At 45.0% G+C, this 17,323-nt stretch carries 16 protein-coding genes and 1 pseudogene; 3 read left to right on the forward strand and 14 right to left on the reverse strand.

Annotated features, from left to right (window positions below; translation table 11 throughout):
* Positions 1-173: 173 nt before the first annotated feature.
* Positions 174-519 (reverse strand): annotated as a pseudogene (locus HFD99_RS26030) (hypothetical protein); the annotation flags it as partial.
* 180 nt (positions 520-699) lie between these two features.
* Here HFD99_RS26030 and HFD99_RS00010 point away from each other — a divergent pair.
* Positions 700-1,026, forward strand: coding sequence for a hypothetical protein (locus HFD99_RS00010; RefSeq protein ID WP_031461613.1), 327 nt, complete (start codon positions 700-702; stop codon positions 1,024-1,026).
* A gap of 354 nt (positions 1,027-1,380) precedes the next feature.
* Here the strand turns inward: HFD99_RS00010 and HFD99_RS00015 are convergent, their stop codons facing one another.
* Complete coding sequence (locus HFD99_RS00015; RefSeq protein WP_123797315.1) at positions 1,381-1,632, reverse strand: hypothetical protein; 252 nt, start codon at positions 1,630-1,632, stop codon at positions 1,381-1,383.
* Between the two features lie 297 nt (positions 1,633-1,929).
* Here HFD99_RS00015 and HFD99_RS00020 point away from each other — a divergent pair, with 297 nt between their 5' ends.
* Both HFD99_RS00020 and HFD99_RS00025 read left to right on the forward strand, forming a co-directional pair.
* A complete protein-coding gene (locus HFD99_RS00020; RefSeq protein WP_025365068.1) occupies positions 1,930-2,364 on the forward strand; it encodes a hypothetical protein in 435 nt (144 codons plus the stop codon).
* A 118-nt stretch (positions 2,365-2,482) separates the two neighbouring features.
* Complete coding sequence (locus HFD99_RS00025; protein WP_016821990.1) at positions 2,483-2,704, forward strand: DUF6199 family natural product biosynthesis protein; 222 nt, start codon at positions 2,483-2,485, stop codon at positions 2,702-2,704.
* Positions 2,705-2,944: 240 nt separating this feature from the next.
* Here the strand turns inward: HFD99_RS00025 and glnA are convergent, their stop codons facing one another.
* The 12 genes from glnA to mutL form a co-directional block, all read right to left on the reverse strand.
* Complete coding sequence (gene glnA, locus HFD99_RS00030; RefSeq protein ID WP_016822091.1) at positions 2,945-4,273, reverse strand: type I glutamate--ammonia ligase; 1,329 nt, start codon at positions 4,271-4,273, stop codon at positions 2,945-2,947.
* Between the two features lie 124 nt (positions 4,274-4,397).
* Complete coding sequence (locus HFD99_RS00035; RefSeq protein WP_016822092.1) at positions 4,398-4,811, reverse strand: MerR family transcriptional regulator; 414 nt, start codon at positions 4,809-4,811, stop codon at positions 4,398-4,400.
* 83 nt (positions 4,812-4,894) lie between these two features.
* Complete coding sequence (locus tag HFD99_RS00040; protein WP_031461616.1) at positions 4,895-6,148, reverse strand: methionine gamma-lyase family protein; 1,254 nt, start codon at positions 6,146-6,148, stop codon at positions 4,895-4,897.
* A gap of 111 nt (positions 6,149-6,259) precedes the next feature.
* Positions 6,260-7,546: a GTPase HflX gene (gene hflX / locus HFD99_RS00045; protein WP_123797316.1), complete on the reverse strand. Its 1,287-nt coding sequence runs from the start codon at positions 7,544-7,546 to the stop codon at positions 6,260-6,262.
* Positions 7,547-7,658: 112 nt separating this feature from the next.
* Complete coding sequence (locus HFD99_RS00050; protein WP_016822094.1) at positions 7,659-8,642, reverse strand: AAA family ATPase; 984 nt, start codon at positions 8,640-8,642, stop codon at positions 7,659-7,661.
* Positions 8,643-8,756: 114 nt separating this feature from the next.
* Positions 8,757-9,452: a YdcF family protein gene (locus tag HFD99_RS00055; protein WP_123797317.1), complete on the reverse strand. Its 696-nt coding sequence runs from the start codon at positions 9,450-9,452 to the stop codon at positions 8,757-8,759.
* The gene (locus tag HFD99_RS00060; RefSeq protein WP_013371544.1) at positions 9,449-10,006 is read right to left on the reverse strand and encodes a DUF402 domain-containing protein; all 558 of its coding nucleotides are present in this window, start codon (positions 10,004-10,006) and stop codon (positions 9,449-9,451) included. Before HFD99_RS00060 ends, HFD99_RS00055 begins: the two co-directional genes overlap by 4 nt.
* A gap of 165 nt (positions 10,007-10,171) precedes the next feature.
* Positions 10,172-12,832, reverse strand: a complete 2,661-nt coding sequence (locus tag HFD99_RS00065) for a PBP1A family penicillin-binding protein (RefSeq protein ID WP_123797318.1) — start codon at positions 12,830-12,832, stop codon at positions 10,172-10,174.
* Between the two features lie 190 nt (positions 12,833-13,022).
* On the reverse strand, positions 13,023-13,265 hold the full coding sequence (gene hfq / locus HFD99_RS00070) for an RNA chaperone Hfq (RefSeq protein WP_013371546.1): 243 nt from the start codon (positions 13,263-13,265) through the stop codon (positions 13,023-13,025).
* Between the two features lie 20 nt (positions 13,266-13,285).
* On the reverse strand, positions 13,286-14,266 hold the full coding sequence (gene miaA, locus HFD99_RS00075) for a tRNA (adenosine(37)-N6)-dimethylallyltransferase MiaA (RefSeq protein WP_117289586.1): 981 nt from the start codon (positions 14,264-14,266) through the stop codon (positions 13,286-13,288).
* The gene (locus tag HFD99_RS00080) at positions 14,250-15,101 is read right to left on the reverse strand and encodes a class I SAM-dependent methyltransferase (RefSeq protein ID WP_019687796.1); all 852 of its coding nucleotides are present in this window, start codon (positions 15,099-15,101) and stop codon (positions 14,250-14,252) included. The genes miaA and HFD99_RS00080 overlap by 17 nt, the downstream gene beginning before the upstream one ends.
* Positions 15,102-15,113: 12 nt before the next feature.
* Positions 15,114-17,282, reverse strand: a complete 2,169-nt coding sequence (gene mutL, locus HFD99_RS00085) for a DNA mismatch repair endonuclease MutL (RefSeq protein ID WP_039276085.1) — start codon at positions 17,280-17,282, stop codon at positions 15,114-15,116.
* Positions 17,283-17,323: the final 41 nt, after the last annotated feature.

Consider the following 17,323-nt stretch of genomic DNA (forward strand, 5'->3'; position numbering starts at 1 on the left):
GCATGCTCATTTTAACTATACCACATGATTTAGAATCACTTTACTGGTAATCTTGACAAGCTATTAGCTGGTATAGCTTAATGAAGCATCGTCAGACTATTACTTTGTTTTACAGTCTAGAACTTTAGACAATACAAATATGACCGCAAAGGCTTAAGCCTTTACGATCTTATTTACTTCTGCATTTTTAGTCCAATTTCACCTTCCTCGTTTCGTCCCCGTCCATAGTCGGTCGTGACAAAATCTAAGGTGCAATTGATCTTCAAACTGTTTGCTATGTTCGCAATTGCTCTGCGCCGCTTATCCGCGAATGTAGTAGCTTAAATACCCGGTATGTCTTTAGCGCTGGTCTTTAACTAGAGCGGTGTTGGCTGTCACATCTGCTGTCAGTTCTTGACCAGAAACTCGTTTGACAACCGATCCTTCCGCCGAAAGCAAATCATATGTAGTCATTCGGTTTTCCAACTGTTGAAGTGAGTATTCGTAATTTTTTATTACACCAATTAAGTCAGTATACTGTCATTCATCATTCATCATTCATCATTCATCATTCATCATTTATCATTTATCATTTCTTTATATGATGTGATTATTTGGTGAAATCGTTATTTTTGGCAGATGAATGTAAATCTAAGCACTATAATTACCTTACCACCATAGTTTGCATACGAAGATAAACAAACTAAGGAGGCTTTACTTTTGAAAAAATCTATTATCGCTTTGGCTGCTGGCACCGTTCTTCTTGGGGCATTGTCTGTACCGTCTTTAAGTTTTGCAGAACCAGTCCCAACTTCAGCAAATATTTCTTCTGAGTCACCATATACACCGCCTCAAGGGAACAAAAAATGGGTAAGTGGCATCAGAGGTGCAACGGTTAAAGAGGATATGAAATCGACAGTTCCAACTCAAAAATTTTACATGACAGGAGGCTTTGGAGGGAATATTTCTTTATATAAATGGCAACAAAAAGGCAACAATAAAGTATGCCCATTATATCAAGGCTACATTTACAAAATGTTCCCTTAATAATAAAATTAACCCTAAAGTAAGCACTTTTTTTTCATAGGTGCTTACTTTTTTTATCGTTGTTATCTACCATATTTAATCCTCACCTATCTATACTTACTACACCCACATATAACGGTACAGCGCATAGTATAGAGGTATAGGCTCTTACCATGGGGTGCCCTCCGCTATCTTTTGGAGTTGATTTACGTACATTTTATAAGTCTCGTCACTATAAGCAAGCACGGCAACTCTACCAACACGATGAATCTCAATATGATTAACTTTCATAAAAACGGAAACTCTGTTCTGTCATTGATGTTCCTCCTTAGAGATCAAAAACCAGAAGCTTAGGAAATTCTCTGCCGTCGTTGATTAACTCACGGTATGTTTTATAGACATGGTCATCCAGCTACTCGCACTCATCGCATCCATCTTAACAGCACGATACAGTTTCGTAATCAATCTCATTTTCCAAATGCTCGTAATAGGCTTGCTCCAGATTTTCAGTGACATTGTAATTCCGTCCAATCCTGTAGCATATTGAATGGTCGTTGCTCCCCATCTTAATTTACATGTTTTTCCACACTCATCCGCCATCTTGGCCCCATCCACTCTTTGCAGCATAAAAGAACATTTTACGGGCGTATACAATTAAAAATTCCTTTCCGCACTACTGTAAGTAGGGTGCCCGAATGCGTACCCGCCTTTTTTTTCATCCGTGGAGTATTTTTTAAAATCGAAATCAACATTTTCACAGAGGAAGAAACCTTTGTATCCGGCAGCATTACAACGATTGTTTCGATGAACATTGTATAAGGCTGTTTTCTCCTTCTTTACTCCCTATAGGCTAAAATATGTTTATTCTCACTGCCCTCAACAATGAATATGTTCTGCATAAACTATCAAAAAGGAGATGAGAACATGACTAGATTGTTAGATGCTCGAACATCTCAAAACGCAAGTTACGGTAATACGATCTCAATTCCCTTGCCAGCCAATACTGCTGTTGCCATCGCGGAGCTTGGTTTAGAAGTAACGGGTGCAGGGGAAAACATGCGTGTACAATTAACAGGGATAGCCGAGCTTGCATTTCCTACCACTCCACCATTTGACTCCGTAATTTCTTTTTCCATTGTTAGAGGCGATGTCGATTCGCTCGTTGCTTACGCCCTTTACTCCGTGAGTGTCTCCGAAGTAAACCCAAACGCTGTACAAGTTGTCACCATCAATGCATCCGATTACAATATCCCTCTACCACCATCCAATGAATTGGTATATACCTTATATATATTTTGCACAGCAGATGCTACCCGAATAGGAATGGAAAGCTTTAATGCTGTTGCTTATTCAGATTAAAATACTACCGTAACATGGAGGGCAAAGCCCTCTTATTTTTGTTTCATCTGCTCTTGGGGACAATGCTTTCTATCTGTCGTTCATTTTTGGTATAATTTACCCAAAGGAGGGTGATCAAATGGGGATCATGCTTATTCTTATTGCTATTATTTTTTTCTCGCTTGGTATTTTAAGTAAACGAAATCCCACTTGGGGATGGCGTGCAAACGAAGCCTGGAAGATCAAAGGTGACTCAGAACCAAGCGATGCTTACATTGATGACATGAAATTTAGGGGCTCTGTATCTATTCTCTTTGGGTTCTTCTTCTTAGCATGTGGACTTTTGGTTATCTTACTGTAAGCGCACTTCCTTAAACTTCAGAGCTCGACCAGCGAATGTAGTAGCAGTTCCATAACTGGCTTCATAGATTTCACACTTTTCTTTTTTTGTTTCTAAACACTTCTTCGCGCCCTGCTCGCGTTTGTATTCTTCCCAGTCTACTTCGTATTGTGGGGGAGTACTACGTAGTCCAAGAAAATGATGCATTACCCACAAAACAAAAAATCCCTCAACGCTTAGAGCGCCAAGGGATTCCACATTTTAGTAAAGCGTCAGATATTGATCACGTTCCCATTGATGTACTTGGGTGCGATACATATCCCATTCAATTTCCTTGAGCTCATAGAAGTAAGCCAGAGCATGATCACCCAGTGCATCAGAGATAACCTCGCTCCGAATAAGCTCAGACAAAGCTTCTTTCAGGTCTGCAGGCAGACTTGGAATGCCTTCTTCAATTCGCTCTTCCTCGGACATCACGTAGATGTTGCGATCAATTGGGGCTGGCAGAGCCATCTGACGTTTGATACCATCCAAACCTGCTCTCAGCATTACGGCCAGGGCTAGATAAGGATTCGCTGCCGGGTCAGGGTTCCGAACTTCAACGCGAGTGCTCAGGCCACGAGATGCGGGGATCCGAATCATCGGACTCCGATTGCTTGCAGACCAAGCGACATAACAAGGCGCTTCATAACCTGGTACGAGACGTTTGTAGGAATTTACTGTTGGATTCGTGATCGCTGCCATTGCACGTGCATGTTTAAGAATACCTGCCATATAGTGGCGAGCTGTCTGGCTTAATCCGAGTTCATCCGTCTCATCATAAAATACGTTTTCATTGTCCTTAAACAACGATTGGTTGCAGTGCATACCGGAACCATTCACGCCGAACAAAGGTTTTGGCATAAAGGTTGCATGCAAACCATGCTGACGAGCAATTGTCTTAACAACAAGCTTGAATGTTTGAATCTGATCGGCAGCCTTAACTGCATCTGCATATTTAAAGTCAATCTCATGCTGACCAGGTGCAACCTCATGGTGGGATGCTTCAATTTCGAAGCCCATTTCTTCAAGCTTAAGAACAATTTCACGACGGCAGTTCTCACCCAGATCCATTGGAGCCAGGTCAAAATATCCACCTTGGTCATTCAGTTCTGTGGTCGGGTCGCCTTTTTCATCGGTTTTGAACAAGAAGAATTCAGGTTCTGGTCCGACATTCATCGAAGTGTAGCCCAGTTCTTCGGCTTCTTTAAGTACACGTTTCAAGATTCCCCGCGGGTCACCTGCAAATGGAGAGCCGTCTGGCTTGTAAATATCGCAGATCAAACGAGCTACACGATCCGAAGTTACCCAAGGGAAAACAACCCAGGTATCCAAATCCGGATATAAGTACATGTCAGATTCTTCGATGCGTACGTAGCCTTCTATCGAAGAACCGTCAAACATCATTTTGTTATCTAACGCTTTTTCCAGCTGGCTAACCGGAATTTCAACGTTCTTAATGGTACCCAGCAAATCTGTGAACTGCAAACGAATAAAACGAACATTTTCTTCTTCCGCAATCCTAATGATATCTTCTCTGGTATAACTCACACTAACCTCTCCCTTTCTGTAACGACTATATGCAAATCGGCTGTATCATAAATGACATAAAAGACTTAAATGATGAGACCGTTTTTAAGTAAAATAACCTTATGCCAAAAGGTAAGTCCAAGCATTATCTATTGTTGAAAAATCGTGATAATTCGCCTTGGATCAAAGATACCTGTCCTGGTCTTTTGCCTGCAACAAGTTGTTGTTTCAACAAACGATGAAGCTGAGTATCGGACATTTCACGGCGTTTGACTTCCGTATCTGCAGTAATAACTGTAGCTTCCTCCGATTCCTTGGTAACCGGATTCATGACTTGTTTAATTCCTGCAATGTTAACACCCTTTTCGATCAACGCCTTAATTTCAAGCAGACGCTCTACGTCATTGAATGAAAAAAGACGTTGGTTACCTGATGTACGGGCAGGAACTATCAAATTATGCTGCTCATAATAACGAATCTGACGTGCTGACAAGTCCGTTAGCTTCATGACAATACCTATTGGAAATAAGGCCATATTTCTGCGAATTTCGTCGCCCATTTGTCATCAACCTTCCAGTGATCTATTATTCACCTTATTGTACATTTAGCTGATGCAAAGTGTCAATGATATGTTAGAAAAACTCACAATAATTTACGTTCTTTCATCGTTTGCAGAGCCATAAGTACTCCATATTTGACATGAGAGTAGGTTAAGCCCCCTTGCATGTAACCAATATAAGGCTCCCGAATCGGAGCATCTGCGGATAGTTCCAAGCTTCCACCTTGTATAAACGTACCTGCGGCCATAATAACCGGATGCTCATAACCCGGCATATCCCACGGCTCTGGCACCACATGGCTATCCACGGCGGCTGCGCGCTGAATGCCCTGTACAAAAGCAATTAGATGTTCTGGTCCGCTAAAAGAAATGGCCTGAATCAAATCCGTACGCTCTTCATGCCAAGCAGGTTTGGTCTCAAACCCCATTTCTTCAAAGACTGCAGCAGCGAATATGCTTCCTTTAACCGCTTGCCCCACCAATGTAGGAGCAAGGAATAGCCCCTGGTATATGCCCCGTGTAGTGCCTAGCATGGCTCCTACTTCTCCACCAATACCAGGTGCTGTTAATCGGTAGGATGCCAGCTCTACATATTGATGTTTACCGCAGATATATCCACCCGTTTCTGCAATACCTCCACCAGGATTTTTAATCAACGAACCTGCCATCAAATCGACACCGACCTGGGTAGGTTCCAGCTTCTCAGTAAATTCCCCGTAGCAATTGTCCACAAAGACAATAACATCAGGCTTTATCTTCTTCACTCGTGCCGTCATTTCTTCAATATCTGCCACACTAAAGGAAGCTCTCCAATCATAGCCGCGTGAGCGCTGGATACCGATCACTTTGGTGTTCGCATGGATTGCGGACTCCACCGCTTTCCAGTCCACCTTACCTTCTGCTGTCAGCGCTGTCTCTCCATAAGTAACACCAAAGTCCTGCAATGATCCTGTTCCATCGCCAGGCTTACCAATCACTTTGTGTAAGGTATCATAAGGTCGCCCTGTAATGTATAACAACTCATCCCCTGGACGCAGCACACCAAATAAAGCCGTAGCGATGGTATGCGTTCCCGAGGCAAAATGCGGACGCACCAACGCTGCCTCCGCACCGAACACATCTGCATAGACCTCTTCCAGCACTTCACGCCCCCGGTCATTGTAAGCATATCCCGTTGAACCTGCAAAATGAAAATCGCTCACTTGCTTGCGCTGGAAGGCCTGAATGACCTTCCACTGATTTGCATCCACAATATGATCTATGTGCTGGATACGTTCTTGTATTTTAAGTTCTACTAATTCCTGAATTTGCTGAATTTCCGGACTAAAAACTACCATTTACCTTCTTGACCCTCTCTCTTCCGCAGCCTTAGGCTAATCATGTTATATTGTTATTCAATTCGAACGATGAGCATTATCATCTTATGGACCCAAAAACATCATTAGATGTTAACTTTCTGTGAACTCACTAAGCGCATGACCATACTTTTCGTATTCTCCTCTTTGAATTTCTACCTCATAAATGACATCATTGCCATCATACTCTGTCAGCAGTACATCTCCAATTCGATAAAGCACCGATGTTAAATCCCCACGTTCCGCAGGAATACGAAATCTCAGTGTGTCACCGCTCAGATGCTCCTGAACCAGTTCGCGAATGCGTAGCAAATCTGCTTCATCAAAAGCACTGATTTTCAAATAGCCTTCCCCAGAAGGGAGCATTTCCAATTGCTCAGGGGTGCAAGCATCTTTTTTGTTAAACAATACGATCTGAGGCTTGTCCGCAGCCCCAAGCTGTTGCAGGATTGACTCTACAACTTTCATTTGTTCGTCACGCATGTCTGAGGAGGCGTCCACGACATGTAAAATGAGATGAGCCTCATTGACCTCCTCCAAAGTGGCCCGGAAAGAGGCTACCAAATCATGAGGCAAATTTTGAATAAATCCTACTGTATCTGTGAGAATAACTTCTTTTCCACTCGGCAGTTCCATTGTTCTAGAGGTAGGATCAAGCGTCGCAAATAATTGGTTCTCAATATATACATCGGCAGCTGTCAGTTGCTTCAACAGTGTTGATTTGCCGGCATTTGTATAGCCAACGAGTGCCACCTGCACGATGCCAGCCTTTTGTCTACGCTCCCTGTGTAAATACCGATGACGCGTCACTTCCTCAAGTTGGCGTTTCAGATCACTGATTCGGTCACGAATGTGACGACGATCCGTCTCTAGCTTGCTTTCACCAGGACCACGTGTTCCGATTCCGCCACCGAGCCGCGAAAGATTTTTACCGTGTCCAGACAGTCGAGGGAGTAAGTATGACAACTGCGCCAGTTCAACCTGGATAATACCTTCCCGTGTCTTTGCACGCTGAGCAAAAATGTCCAGAATTAACTGTGTCCGGTCAATTATTTTGAGATCCAGGCTCTCTTCAAGATTTCGTACTTGAGCTCCCGATAGCTCCTGATCAAAAATAGCTGTATTCGCTCCCAATTCTTCAGCAACTGCACGCAATTCATCTACTTTTCCTTTGCCAATAAACCATTTTGAGTCCTTGGATTCCCTATTCTGTGTGAGGACGCTCAGCACTTCAACTCCCGCTGTTTCAGCCAGCTTCACCAGTTCTTCCAACGAATATTCCGTATTGATGCCAGATCGTTTGACTTCATCCGTAATTAGACTGACCAGTACCGCCTTATCCTGCATTTCGGTTTGTGTATCATGAGTGGAGTTCGCCATATTGTTTGCTCCTTTATTTTCATGTCAACTCTCGAACAGAAACCGACCTGATGTCAGGCCGGCCCTCGTTCGATGTCATACAATTCGATATGATTCAGATTCCTATTATCGCCTATCTTTTGTCCATTTTCAAATCCTCTGGTCGCAACGTCATCAATTCCTGCTTGCCGGGTTGCCCACTCCTGTATTGATTAAGCAGCCTGACGGCTTGGTGCCGAATCGCTTTTTCAATCACATTACGAACATAACGTGCATTACTAAATGCATGGAGACTGTCATTCCGCTCATTTAGCAAATGCTCCTTCATTTTGAGTATAGACTGAGGCATGAGAATATAATCCCGTTCCTTAGCCATCATCTCCGAAATTTGAATGAGTTGATCCACAGTGTAGTCAGGAAAATCCAGTTGGATTGGAAAACGAGAGGGAAGACCAGGATTTGTCCGTAAAAAAAAGTCCATTTCTCCCGAATACCCTGCGAGGATCAAAATAAATTGGTTTTTTTGGTCTTCCATGGCCTTTACCAGGGTATCAATCGCTTCTTTTCCGAAATCCTTTTCCCCTCCACGTGCTAAACTGTAAGCCTCATCAATGAACAACACGCCGCCAAGAGATTTCTTTACCAGGTCCCGCGTTTTTTGTGCGGTGTGGCCGATATACTCACCTACCAGATCCGCTCTCTCCACCTCAATCAGATGGCCCTTGCTCAGTACCCCCATTTTTTGCAACATTTTAGCGATAATGCGGGCTACTGTCGTTTTCCCCGTACCTGGATTTCCTTTAAAAATCATGTGATATACGTGTGCGTTGCTCAACAGACCCGCATCAGTGCGCATGTGGGCGATTTGCAAAAAGGCATATACCTCAAATACCAGTTCTTTGATGTTATCCAAGCCGACGAGATGATCGAGTTCTTTCTGAATTTCCTGATAAAGACTGAGATACTGCGGTAGCGCCTGCGACTTGGTCGAAGCCACTGCTTCCGTCTCGTCCACAGTCACCGAAGCGATCGGCTCCGGGCTACGCAGCACGACATTGATTTGTCTGGAAGGTCTCTCCTCCGACCGCTTGCCCGCGGCGATTCCCCGTCCGTTCATGCATCCATCACCTCAACATTTCTTCAGGCACAGCTTACCCTATTAATGTATTCGGTCCAGCATGTCCTTATTAGCATAAAAGCAACGAGAACGCGTACAAAGCCTTCCCTCAATTCAGGCAATCCAAATTTGAGCACTGATCCACCACCGTTGTAGCGTCCATTTTGCGTAAGCCAATACTTCTCTTGATTGATGAATTGGCATATTCAGCACTTTGGATTCGGTCAGAGCCAGCTGGGGATGATCAAAATTCAAAAATTGAGCAATCTCCAACGCGCGAGGACCGTGATAGCTATGTGTGATGATTACGGTGGAGTGCCAGCCATATTCCTTCATGATACGCTGGCTGTAGAGCAAATTTTCGTAAGTACTGGTTGCCTGGTTTTCTAACACAATATGCTGTACAGGGACTCCTCTATCTACCAAGTAGCGTTGCATCCCCTCGGCCTCCGTATACGGAAAATCAGGTTGATCCAGTCCTCCACTTACAATTAGTCGCTGCACCATCCCGTTACGATATAACCGCAAGGCTTCTTCTAATCTCTCTTTTAAACCAGGACTGGGCTCAGCTCCCCACATAGAGGCACCTAGTACGATACCAATTTGTGCATGCTGAAGCGGAGTGGTAGAGGCAGCTGTATTCATATTCCATACTCGGATACCTGCCCATACCAATCCGACCAAAATGAAAATCATCAAACCAAGTATGAGACGCTTCGATACCATAAATATTTTCCCATTGCGACTTTGCCTGTTTTTTGGCTCATGGCGTTGGGTCCCAGTACTTTTAATCCACTGCAAAAATTTCACCGTTCTCTCTTGAAATCACCGTTATGAAACCATTCTGCCCGGTGTTTCAGCGACATTTTAAAATAGGGGAACATGTGAGCATCGATCTGATGTAGCAGGTCAGCCGCTGTTCGGTTAGCCAATTCTGCTTCTTGCGTAGAAATATGCCCCCGTTGTAGCGCCTCCTCCAGCTCATCCTCATCCACCAGAAAGATTTCACCGTTTTTAAGCACGACCACATCCAAATACAAATCATCAAACCAAGGAACTCCTTGATCGGTTACTCCTTGATTTCGGCAGGTATCAATGTACCATTCGACGATTTGCTCTCGATTGTCAAACATAGCAGTCACCACATAATGCTTACCTTTGGGATAATATTGCAACCAGGAATAACCTTTATCGGCTATGCAAAACGTATGACCACCATAACTTTTCCATAATGGCTCCTTGAGACTCAAAATAGTATACAGGGTCACATATCCTGTAAACGCATCACTTTCTACATACCGGCAAGCAAACTTGCGATTGGTGATTCTTCGCCAGTTGGCCCGGTCTCCGAATTTGCGCTTCATAAATGATGTTCCTCTCCAACATTGGTAAAACCAGCTTACCATATTTAAACTATACACTCAAAAATAACCCCTGTATTACAGCAAAAAAGGTATTTTCAGACTGTCAAAACAGTCCGAAAATACCTTTGATTTAAAACCAATATCATCTTACATAAAACATACTTGCTAATCCCGGTTGTGACGTCCACGATTGAAGTTGGAATGACCGTTGGATTTGCCTTCCTGATTTCCATCCATTATAGCACCTGTGGTAGATGCATCTGTATTTTCTGAATTGGTCATAGTATTTTCATCAGTTATACCTGAATCCGGTGTAGTCGTCTGACCATTCCCCTGATTTGTATCGTTTCCGTTACCAAAATTGTCGTTACTGTTTCCTGTACCTCCAGTACCATTTCCATTGTTAACTCCAGGAGACGTTGGAACTTGTTCAGAACCAGTACCGTTATCGGTGCCTCCAGGAAGTGTATTCCCCTGGTCCGTGCCATTCTGACCGTCTATATTCTCGCCATTATCCGGTACGGTTCCATCCTGATTAGGATCGTTTCCTGGCTGCGGATCTATCGGAGTAGTTTCTGCTGGAATTTCTACGCTAATCGTGTTGGAAGCTGCGGATTCTTTACCATCCGCTCCATAAGCTACGACATAGTATTGATACGTCTTTCCAGCTACAGGAGACGTATCTTCACCACTCGTGCCTCTCATCGCCTCCATAATCGTCCGGAAGCTTCCTTCGGAAGACTCTTTACGATAAACACGGTATTGTACATTGTCTCCCTCTGCCGCATTCCAAGACAACGATACAATTTGGGTATCCTGACTATACGACCCGCTCAGTCCGCTTGGAGCGGTGGCCTGAACTGGCTCTTCTGGCTTCTCCTCAACGGGTGGTTCATATCCCTTCGGCTCGCTAAATTGCGTCACTGGGTGTCCCTTGAGTGCTTCACCCATAACCCTTCCGAAGAAGGCTGCCGACTGGCCGCTGTAGTTTCTCAACATATGCTTGCTATCTGGCTTGTCATACCCCATCCATACCGCTCCGGTATATTCCGGCGTATAACCGACAAACCAAATGTCCCGGTTACCACTGTTGCCGCTGATTCCACTTTGGGTCGTACCCGTTTTACCAGCTACAGGCCAGTCGATACGTGCTTTGCGACCTGTACCGCTATTGACCACATTTTGCATCATTTTTGTCATTTCATAAGCCGTTTTCTCACTCATAACAGATTTGGATTCCTCATTATGAGTATAAACCACTTGATCATCACTATTGTTAATTTGCTTAATGGAGTAAGCTTTTTGGAATTGTCCTTTATTGGCAAAAGCGCTATAAGCCTGCGCCATTTCAAGAGTATTTGTTCCTTTGCTTAATCCCCCCAATGCGATAGCAAGCGAGTGATCATTTTTGTCCATCGGTATGCCTACGCTCTCGGCGAATTGAACCCCTTTTTCCACACCGATTTGGTTCAACAACCATACAGGTGGTATATTTTCAGACTTCGTAATGGCATCCATCATGCTGATGGTGGAAGAGTAACCATGCAAGTTTTTCGGACTGTATCCGTTAAAACTCTGCCGTTCGTTACTCAAAGGAGTATCTATCGTAAATTTACCGGATTCAAGAGCTGGCGCATAGGCTACAATCGGCTTAAAGGCCGATCCTGGCTGTCTGCGGCTCTGCGTCGCACGATTAAAGGTTCCCTTTTTGTAATCCCGTCCGGGTGCCATCGCGGCAATACCACCTGTCTGGTTATTGATAATAACCATTGAGGCTTGGACAGGCTGATCGTCGGGACTTTTTTCGAACATATCATCATCCGCCATCGCTTGATCCAACGCATTTTGAGCCTGAGCATCCATTGTCGTATGAATTTTATAACCGCCAATAATCAGATCATTGCCGCTGACTCCTGGCAAGGCATCCTCTGCCTCATCCATGACATATTCCATAAAATTTTGATACTTTTGTACTTTTTCCGGTTGTTTGTAATCGTAATTTATAGCTTTGGCTTCTTCCATTTCCTGCTTGCCAATCATTCCCTGCTCAAACATCAGCTGGAGAACCACAGCACGCCGGGCCTTTGAGTTTTCCGGGTTACTGATCGGATTATACTTGGAGGGTCCTTTCGGAATAGCCGCCAGTGTAGCGACTTGCCACAACTTTAATTCGTTTAGGTTTGACACTCCAAAATAGCCTTCCGACGCTGCCTTTATTCCAGAATATGAGCGTCCAAACCATATCCGATTCAGATATAGCGTAATAATTTCATCTTTAGTCAAATTCCGCTCCAGCGCCATTGCGATGGATACCTCTGTCGCTTTACGGAAAAAGGTTTTGTCACGTGTCAAAAACAAGTTTTTGGCCAACTGCTGAGTCAGCGTACTACCGCCCTCCACCGCAGAACGAGCAACGATATCCTTCACTGCCGCCCGACCGATAGACCAAATATCAACTCCCTGATGCTCCATAAAACGCTTATCCTCGGTTGCGATAAAAGCTTTTTTGAGCAACGGTGGAATTTCTTCACTTTTCACAGGATCACTTTTTTGCACAGACAGCTCACCCATGAGCACACCGTTGCGGTCATAAACCTTTGATGTCTCGTTCACAGTAATTTTGTCCTTGTTGGCTTTGTAGATTTTTTCGCCATTAACCATGACAAATAAATAACCACCAAGTGCGCAAAATATGGCTAATGCTGCTGTAATAAACAGCGTCCACCCAACTCGCTTACCTGTTATTTTCTTTTTCTTGCCCTTCGGCTTCTCTTTAGATGTGTTTCTATTGCGATTGCCGGATCTGGACAATGAATCGTTTGGCATTCCCCTGACTCCCTTTCGCGAATAATCATAATGTCGCCGAGCGTAAGCTTAAAGCTAGCTGTCGGCAGCATGAAAGTAAACGGAATGAAAAGAACAACCCTGATCAGGTTGCTCCCGGTCACATTCCTATACAGTTAGACGAGACGGACGCCTGAAAAGTTTCATTACCCGGGCGGCCGTCCAGCCGTAATCAGTTATCGCTAGCGTTATCTTGTTGTACAAGCGATACGTTGCGTTGCGGTGTGAAGGTGGAGATAGCATGCTTGTAGATCAGCTGTTGCTTCCCATCCGAATCAATAACGATTGTAAAATTGTCAAATGCTTTAATCGTTCCTCGCACCTGAAATCCATTGATGAGGTATACCGTCACAGGTATAGAATCCTTGCGCAATTGGTTCAGAAACGTATCTTGGATATTAATAGACTTGTTCATTTTAGCCGTACCCCCAATAATCATTTGGATTGTTTTGAAGTATATTCAAGGTCTGTCCGGAACTTTCCTGCTATAATTTCGTGTATTCGGGCTGCATGAGCAGAAAAATTTTCGAAATCAGTGACATCTACCCACTGGATATCCTTCATATGGCGAAACCACGAGAGCTGTCGCTTCGCAAAATGACGCGTATCCCGTTTTAGCCAAGTCACCGCCTCCTCCAAAGACACCTCTCCCCGCAGGTAGGAGGATATCTCTTTATAGCCTAGACCTTGCATGGAGATGGCATCGCTTCGCACTCCCCGTTCCATTAAGGAGGTTACCTCAGCAACAAGCCCTTGATCGAGCATCCCGTCAATTCGGTCTTCAATACGTTTATATAGCATTTGCCTATCCATTGTCAAACCTACGATGCAGAGTTGGTAGGGAGATTCCTTTTTTTGACTGGCAAGTTGAGAGCTAAGTGTTGTTCCGCTAACATGGTAAATTTCCAGTGCTCTCACGACTCGACGACGATCATTTGGGTGCAGACGAAGTGCACTTTCGGGATCAACTGCCTGTAGTCGCGCATGAAGCGCGTCGGCTCCATACTGATCAGCATAGTCAAGCTGTTCCTGACGAAAAGCTTCATCTGCCCCTACCTCAGAAAACTGGTATTCATAGCAAACCGATTCTACATACAAACCCGTTCCGCCTACGATGAAAGGTAGCTTTCCTCTAGATTGAATATCAGGTATGAGACGACGACAGTCTTCCTGAAATTGGGCTACTGAATATGGGTATTCAGGCTCATGAATATCGATTAAATGGTGCTTGATTCCTTTCATTTCCTGTTTGGAAATTTTGGCAGTTCCAATGTCCATATGACGGTATACCTGCATGGAATCCCCGGAAATAATTTCCGCGTCAAATTGTCGAGCCATTTCGATGCTTAGTTTCGTCTTGCCAACCGCAGTCGGGCCAACAAGAACAAGTAGTTTAGGCTTAGATGCCACTGTCAATATCAATCACTCCGTACACTGTTTTCGTTGTGCCCCGTTGCTCCACACGGAAGCCGAGGCGGGCAAACTCTCCGCTACCCCTTTTTTCTTTCAATACAATTGTTTTTCGTGCAACCCTTTTCGCATGAGCAATACTTTCTTCATTCAATGCATCTGGATTGGCCAATCCTCTCAATGGACCGATTGCACTGGAATCAAGCAACGGATCACGGAACATCGGGTCAAAATAAATAATATCTACACTGCGGTTCGGCAAACTACGCAAATAGTCCAGATGATGACCAAAACGAACGTCAATGTCGGAAAAGGCTCTATCTACTGCAGCATTACCGGAACGGTAATGTCTCATCCCATCCTTGATTAATGCATAGACAGGGAACGAACTCTCCACAGCTGTGACTTGTCCAGAACTTCCCGTTCCAATGGAAAATAAAAGTGAATCCGTACCTAGCCCGGCCGTGCAATCCAGCACGGTATCACCCGGGGTAAGTCGGGCAGCCGTCAACATCGGATCAGCCTCGCCCTTTAATACCCTTTTGGCTCGAATGAATCCCATGCTTGGATGAAAAACCATCGGTGGTTGTTCCGGACTAATCAGCCTCACCCCACCCTGCACCAGCACCAGAGCCTGACGGACTCTGTGAGCAGCGATTAGCTTAGCTACTGATATGCCACGACGTGGGGCGTACAGCACCCCAAGCTCGGCTGCAAGCAGCTTCGCGCGCTCCACAACCTCGTCCGAGGGAGAATCTCCTGTCGTGACCAGTAATTCAGCTTGTTTCTCACGAAGCATCATCTGCTTTTCTTCTTCACGTTTTTCCCAATCCTGCAACATATTTATACTCCCTTACATTACTCTTTTAAACAGCTTCTCCAAATCATATGTGGAAAAGGAAACAACGATGGGGCGCCCATGGGGGCAGGTATAGGGTTGTTTGCAGGCTGCCAAACGTTCTAACAGCACGACGGCCTGTCGGTCAGTCAGCTTCTGATTTGCTTTAATCGAAGCCCGGCAGGAGCACATGATTGAGGCTGCCTCCCGCAGTTTAGCTAGATCAATGGCTTTTTCCTCCAGCACCCATCCAGCCATTTCCTCAATGACATCCGCTTCTTCTCCTTTGGGGAGCCAGTACGGATATGAGCTGACACGGAAGGTTTGCCCGCCAAAATGTTCCAAATACACCCCCGCCTGTTCAAACCAATGCAACCTTGTTTTCAATTTTTCCGTTTCGGAAGGCGTAAATTCCAATGTAATTGGCAGTAACAACTCCTGTGATACTGATTCAGGATTGCCAAATTTTTCGTAATAAAATTCGTAATTGACCCGTTCATGGGCGGCATGCTGATCAATTAAATACAAGCCCTGGTCGTTCTGTGCAATCAGATAGGTTCCATGGTGCTGACCGATTAAATTCAGCTCAGGAAAAGTAGGCACCTCAGGGACTGCCCCCGACAACGCTGCTAATTGATCTGTATTCAGACGTTCCTGGTGCGGCTTCTGATCCGTGGATTTAGTAGTGTTGTCTGCAATGGGTGAAACAGAAGAACGGTAAGCAGCAGAAGCAGCCGTTTCCTGTATCCCTTCGCTGTACGAGGAAGAGACATCTGTTTCGGCATGATCTCCTGTGGATATCCGTGTAGTCGTCCCATCAGGAAGTGACACGCTCCCTCTATCATCACTCCCGTTGTTTTCTTCCACAAAATCTGCATCCAGTTCGTCATCACTGATACTTTGACGAGCGAGAGTGTTTGCCTGTCCATTGACTGAATGGCTCCTCTCCCTACTCGGATGTTGCTCACGCTCCTGGCTAATCTTCTTCTTCTCTTCATTACTGGTCAAGTGATTGGATTGTGTCGATTCCTGGACCTGCGGCGAAGCCATAGAAAGAGGTAGCGTTCGATTATGACCATTATCCGAAGAAGCATCTACTTCTGCACCATTTCCTTTCGAGAAATGAAACTGCTCCTGCACAAACGAGCCACTATCCTTACCGCCAATTTCGCGTTTAACTGCCTTCGGAATCAGCACTTGCTGCCCTAAAACAGCTTTTACCGAATCTTCAACCAACTGAAACAGTTCAGCTTCTTTACTGAACCTCACCTCCAGCTTGGCTGGATGGACGTTAACATCCACCAAAGAAGGATGCATGTCCAGTTGGATCACAGCCAGCGGATAACGATTGATCGGCAACAAAGTATGATACGCCTTGAGCAGTGCCTGATTGAGCCCATAGCTTCGCACAAATCGTCCATTCACTACTGTCGAAATTGCATTTCGATTCGATCTGGTCCACTCCGGGCGACTAACATAGCCGCTAATTCGGTAATCAAGACTCTCTCCTTCCACCATCAACATTGATTTTGCCGCAGAAGTTCCGTAAATAGCAGCTATCACTTGGAGCAAATCGCCATTTCCCAGCGTTTGCAGCAATGTATTGCCATTATGCCGCAATGTGAAGGCCACTTCCGGGTGCGAAAGCGCCATTCGGTACAATACATCCGAAATGTGCCCCAACTCCGTCTGGATTGTTTTCATATATTTTAGCCGTGCAGGTGTATTATAAAACAGATCGCGTACGGTAAAATCCGTCCCCTGCCTACCAGCAGCATCCTCGTGAAGTACCAGTTTACCGCCCTCAATCACCAGTTTACGGGCACGGCCGTCATCTCCTGCTGCTGTGAGCAGCTCTACTTTCGATACAGCCGCTATACTGGGCAATGCCTCTCCCCGGAAGCCGAGACTTGTGATTTGGAATAGGTCGCGGCCATGTCCGATTTTGCTTGTCGCGTGCCGATAAAATGCCGTTTCCACGTCTTCAGGCTCTATCCCACTGCCATTATCCGTCACCCGAATACTTTGCAGGCCGCCCTCTTCTACCCATACGTCTACTCGTGTACCGCCCGCATCAATCGCATTTTCCACCAGTTCCTTCACGACGGAGGCTGGACGTTCTACGACCTCACCGGCAGCAATCTGGTTCGCAATATGCTCATCTAGCACTCGAATTTTAGACATCCTTTTAACCTCCTCCTGACTTCAAAGTGTGATGAAAAATA

It is taken from the genome of Paenibacillus sp. EKM301P (genome assembly GCF_011800295.1).
GTDB lineage: Bacteria > Bacillota > Bacilli > Paenibacillales > Paenibacillaceae > Paenibacillus > Paenibacillus polymyxa.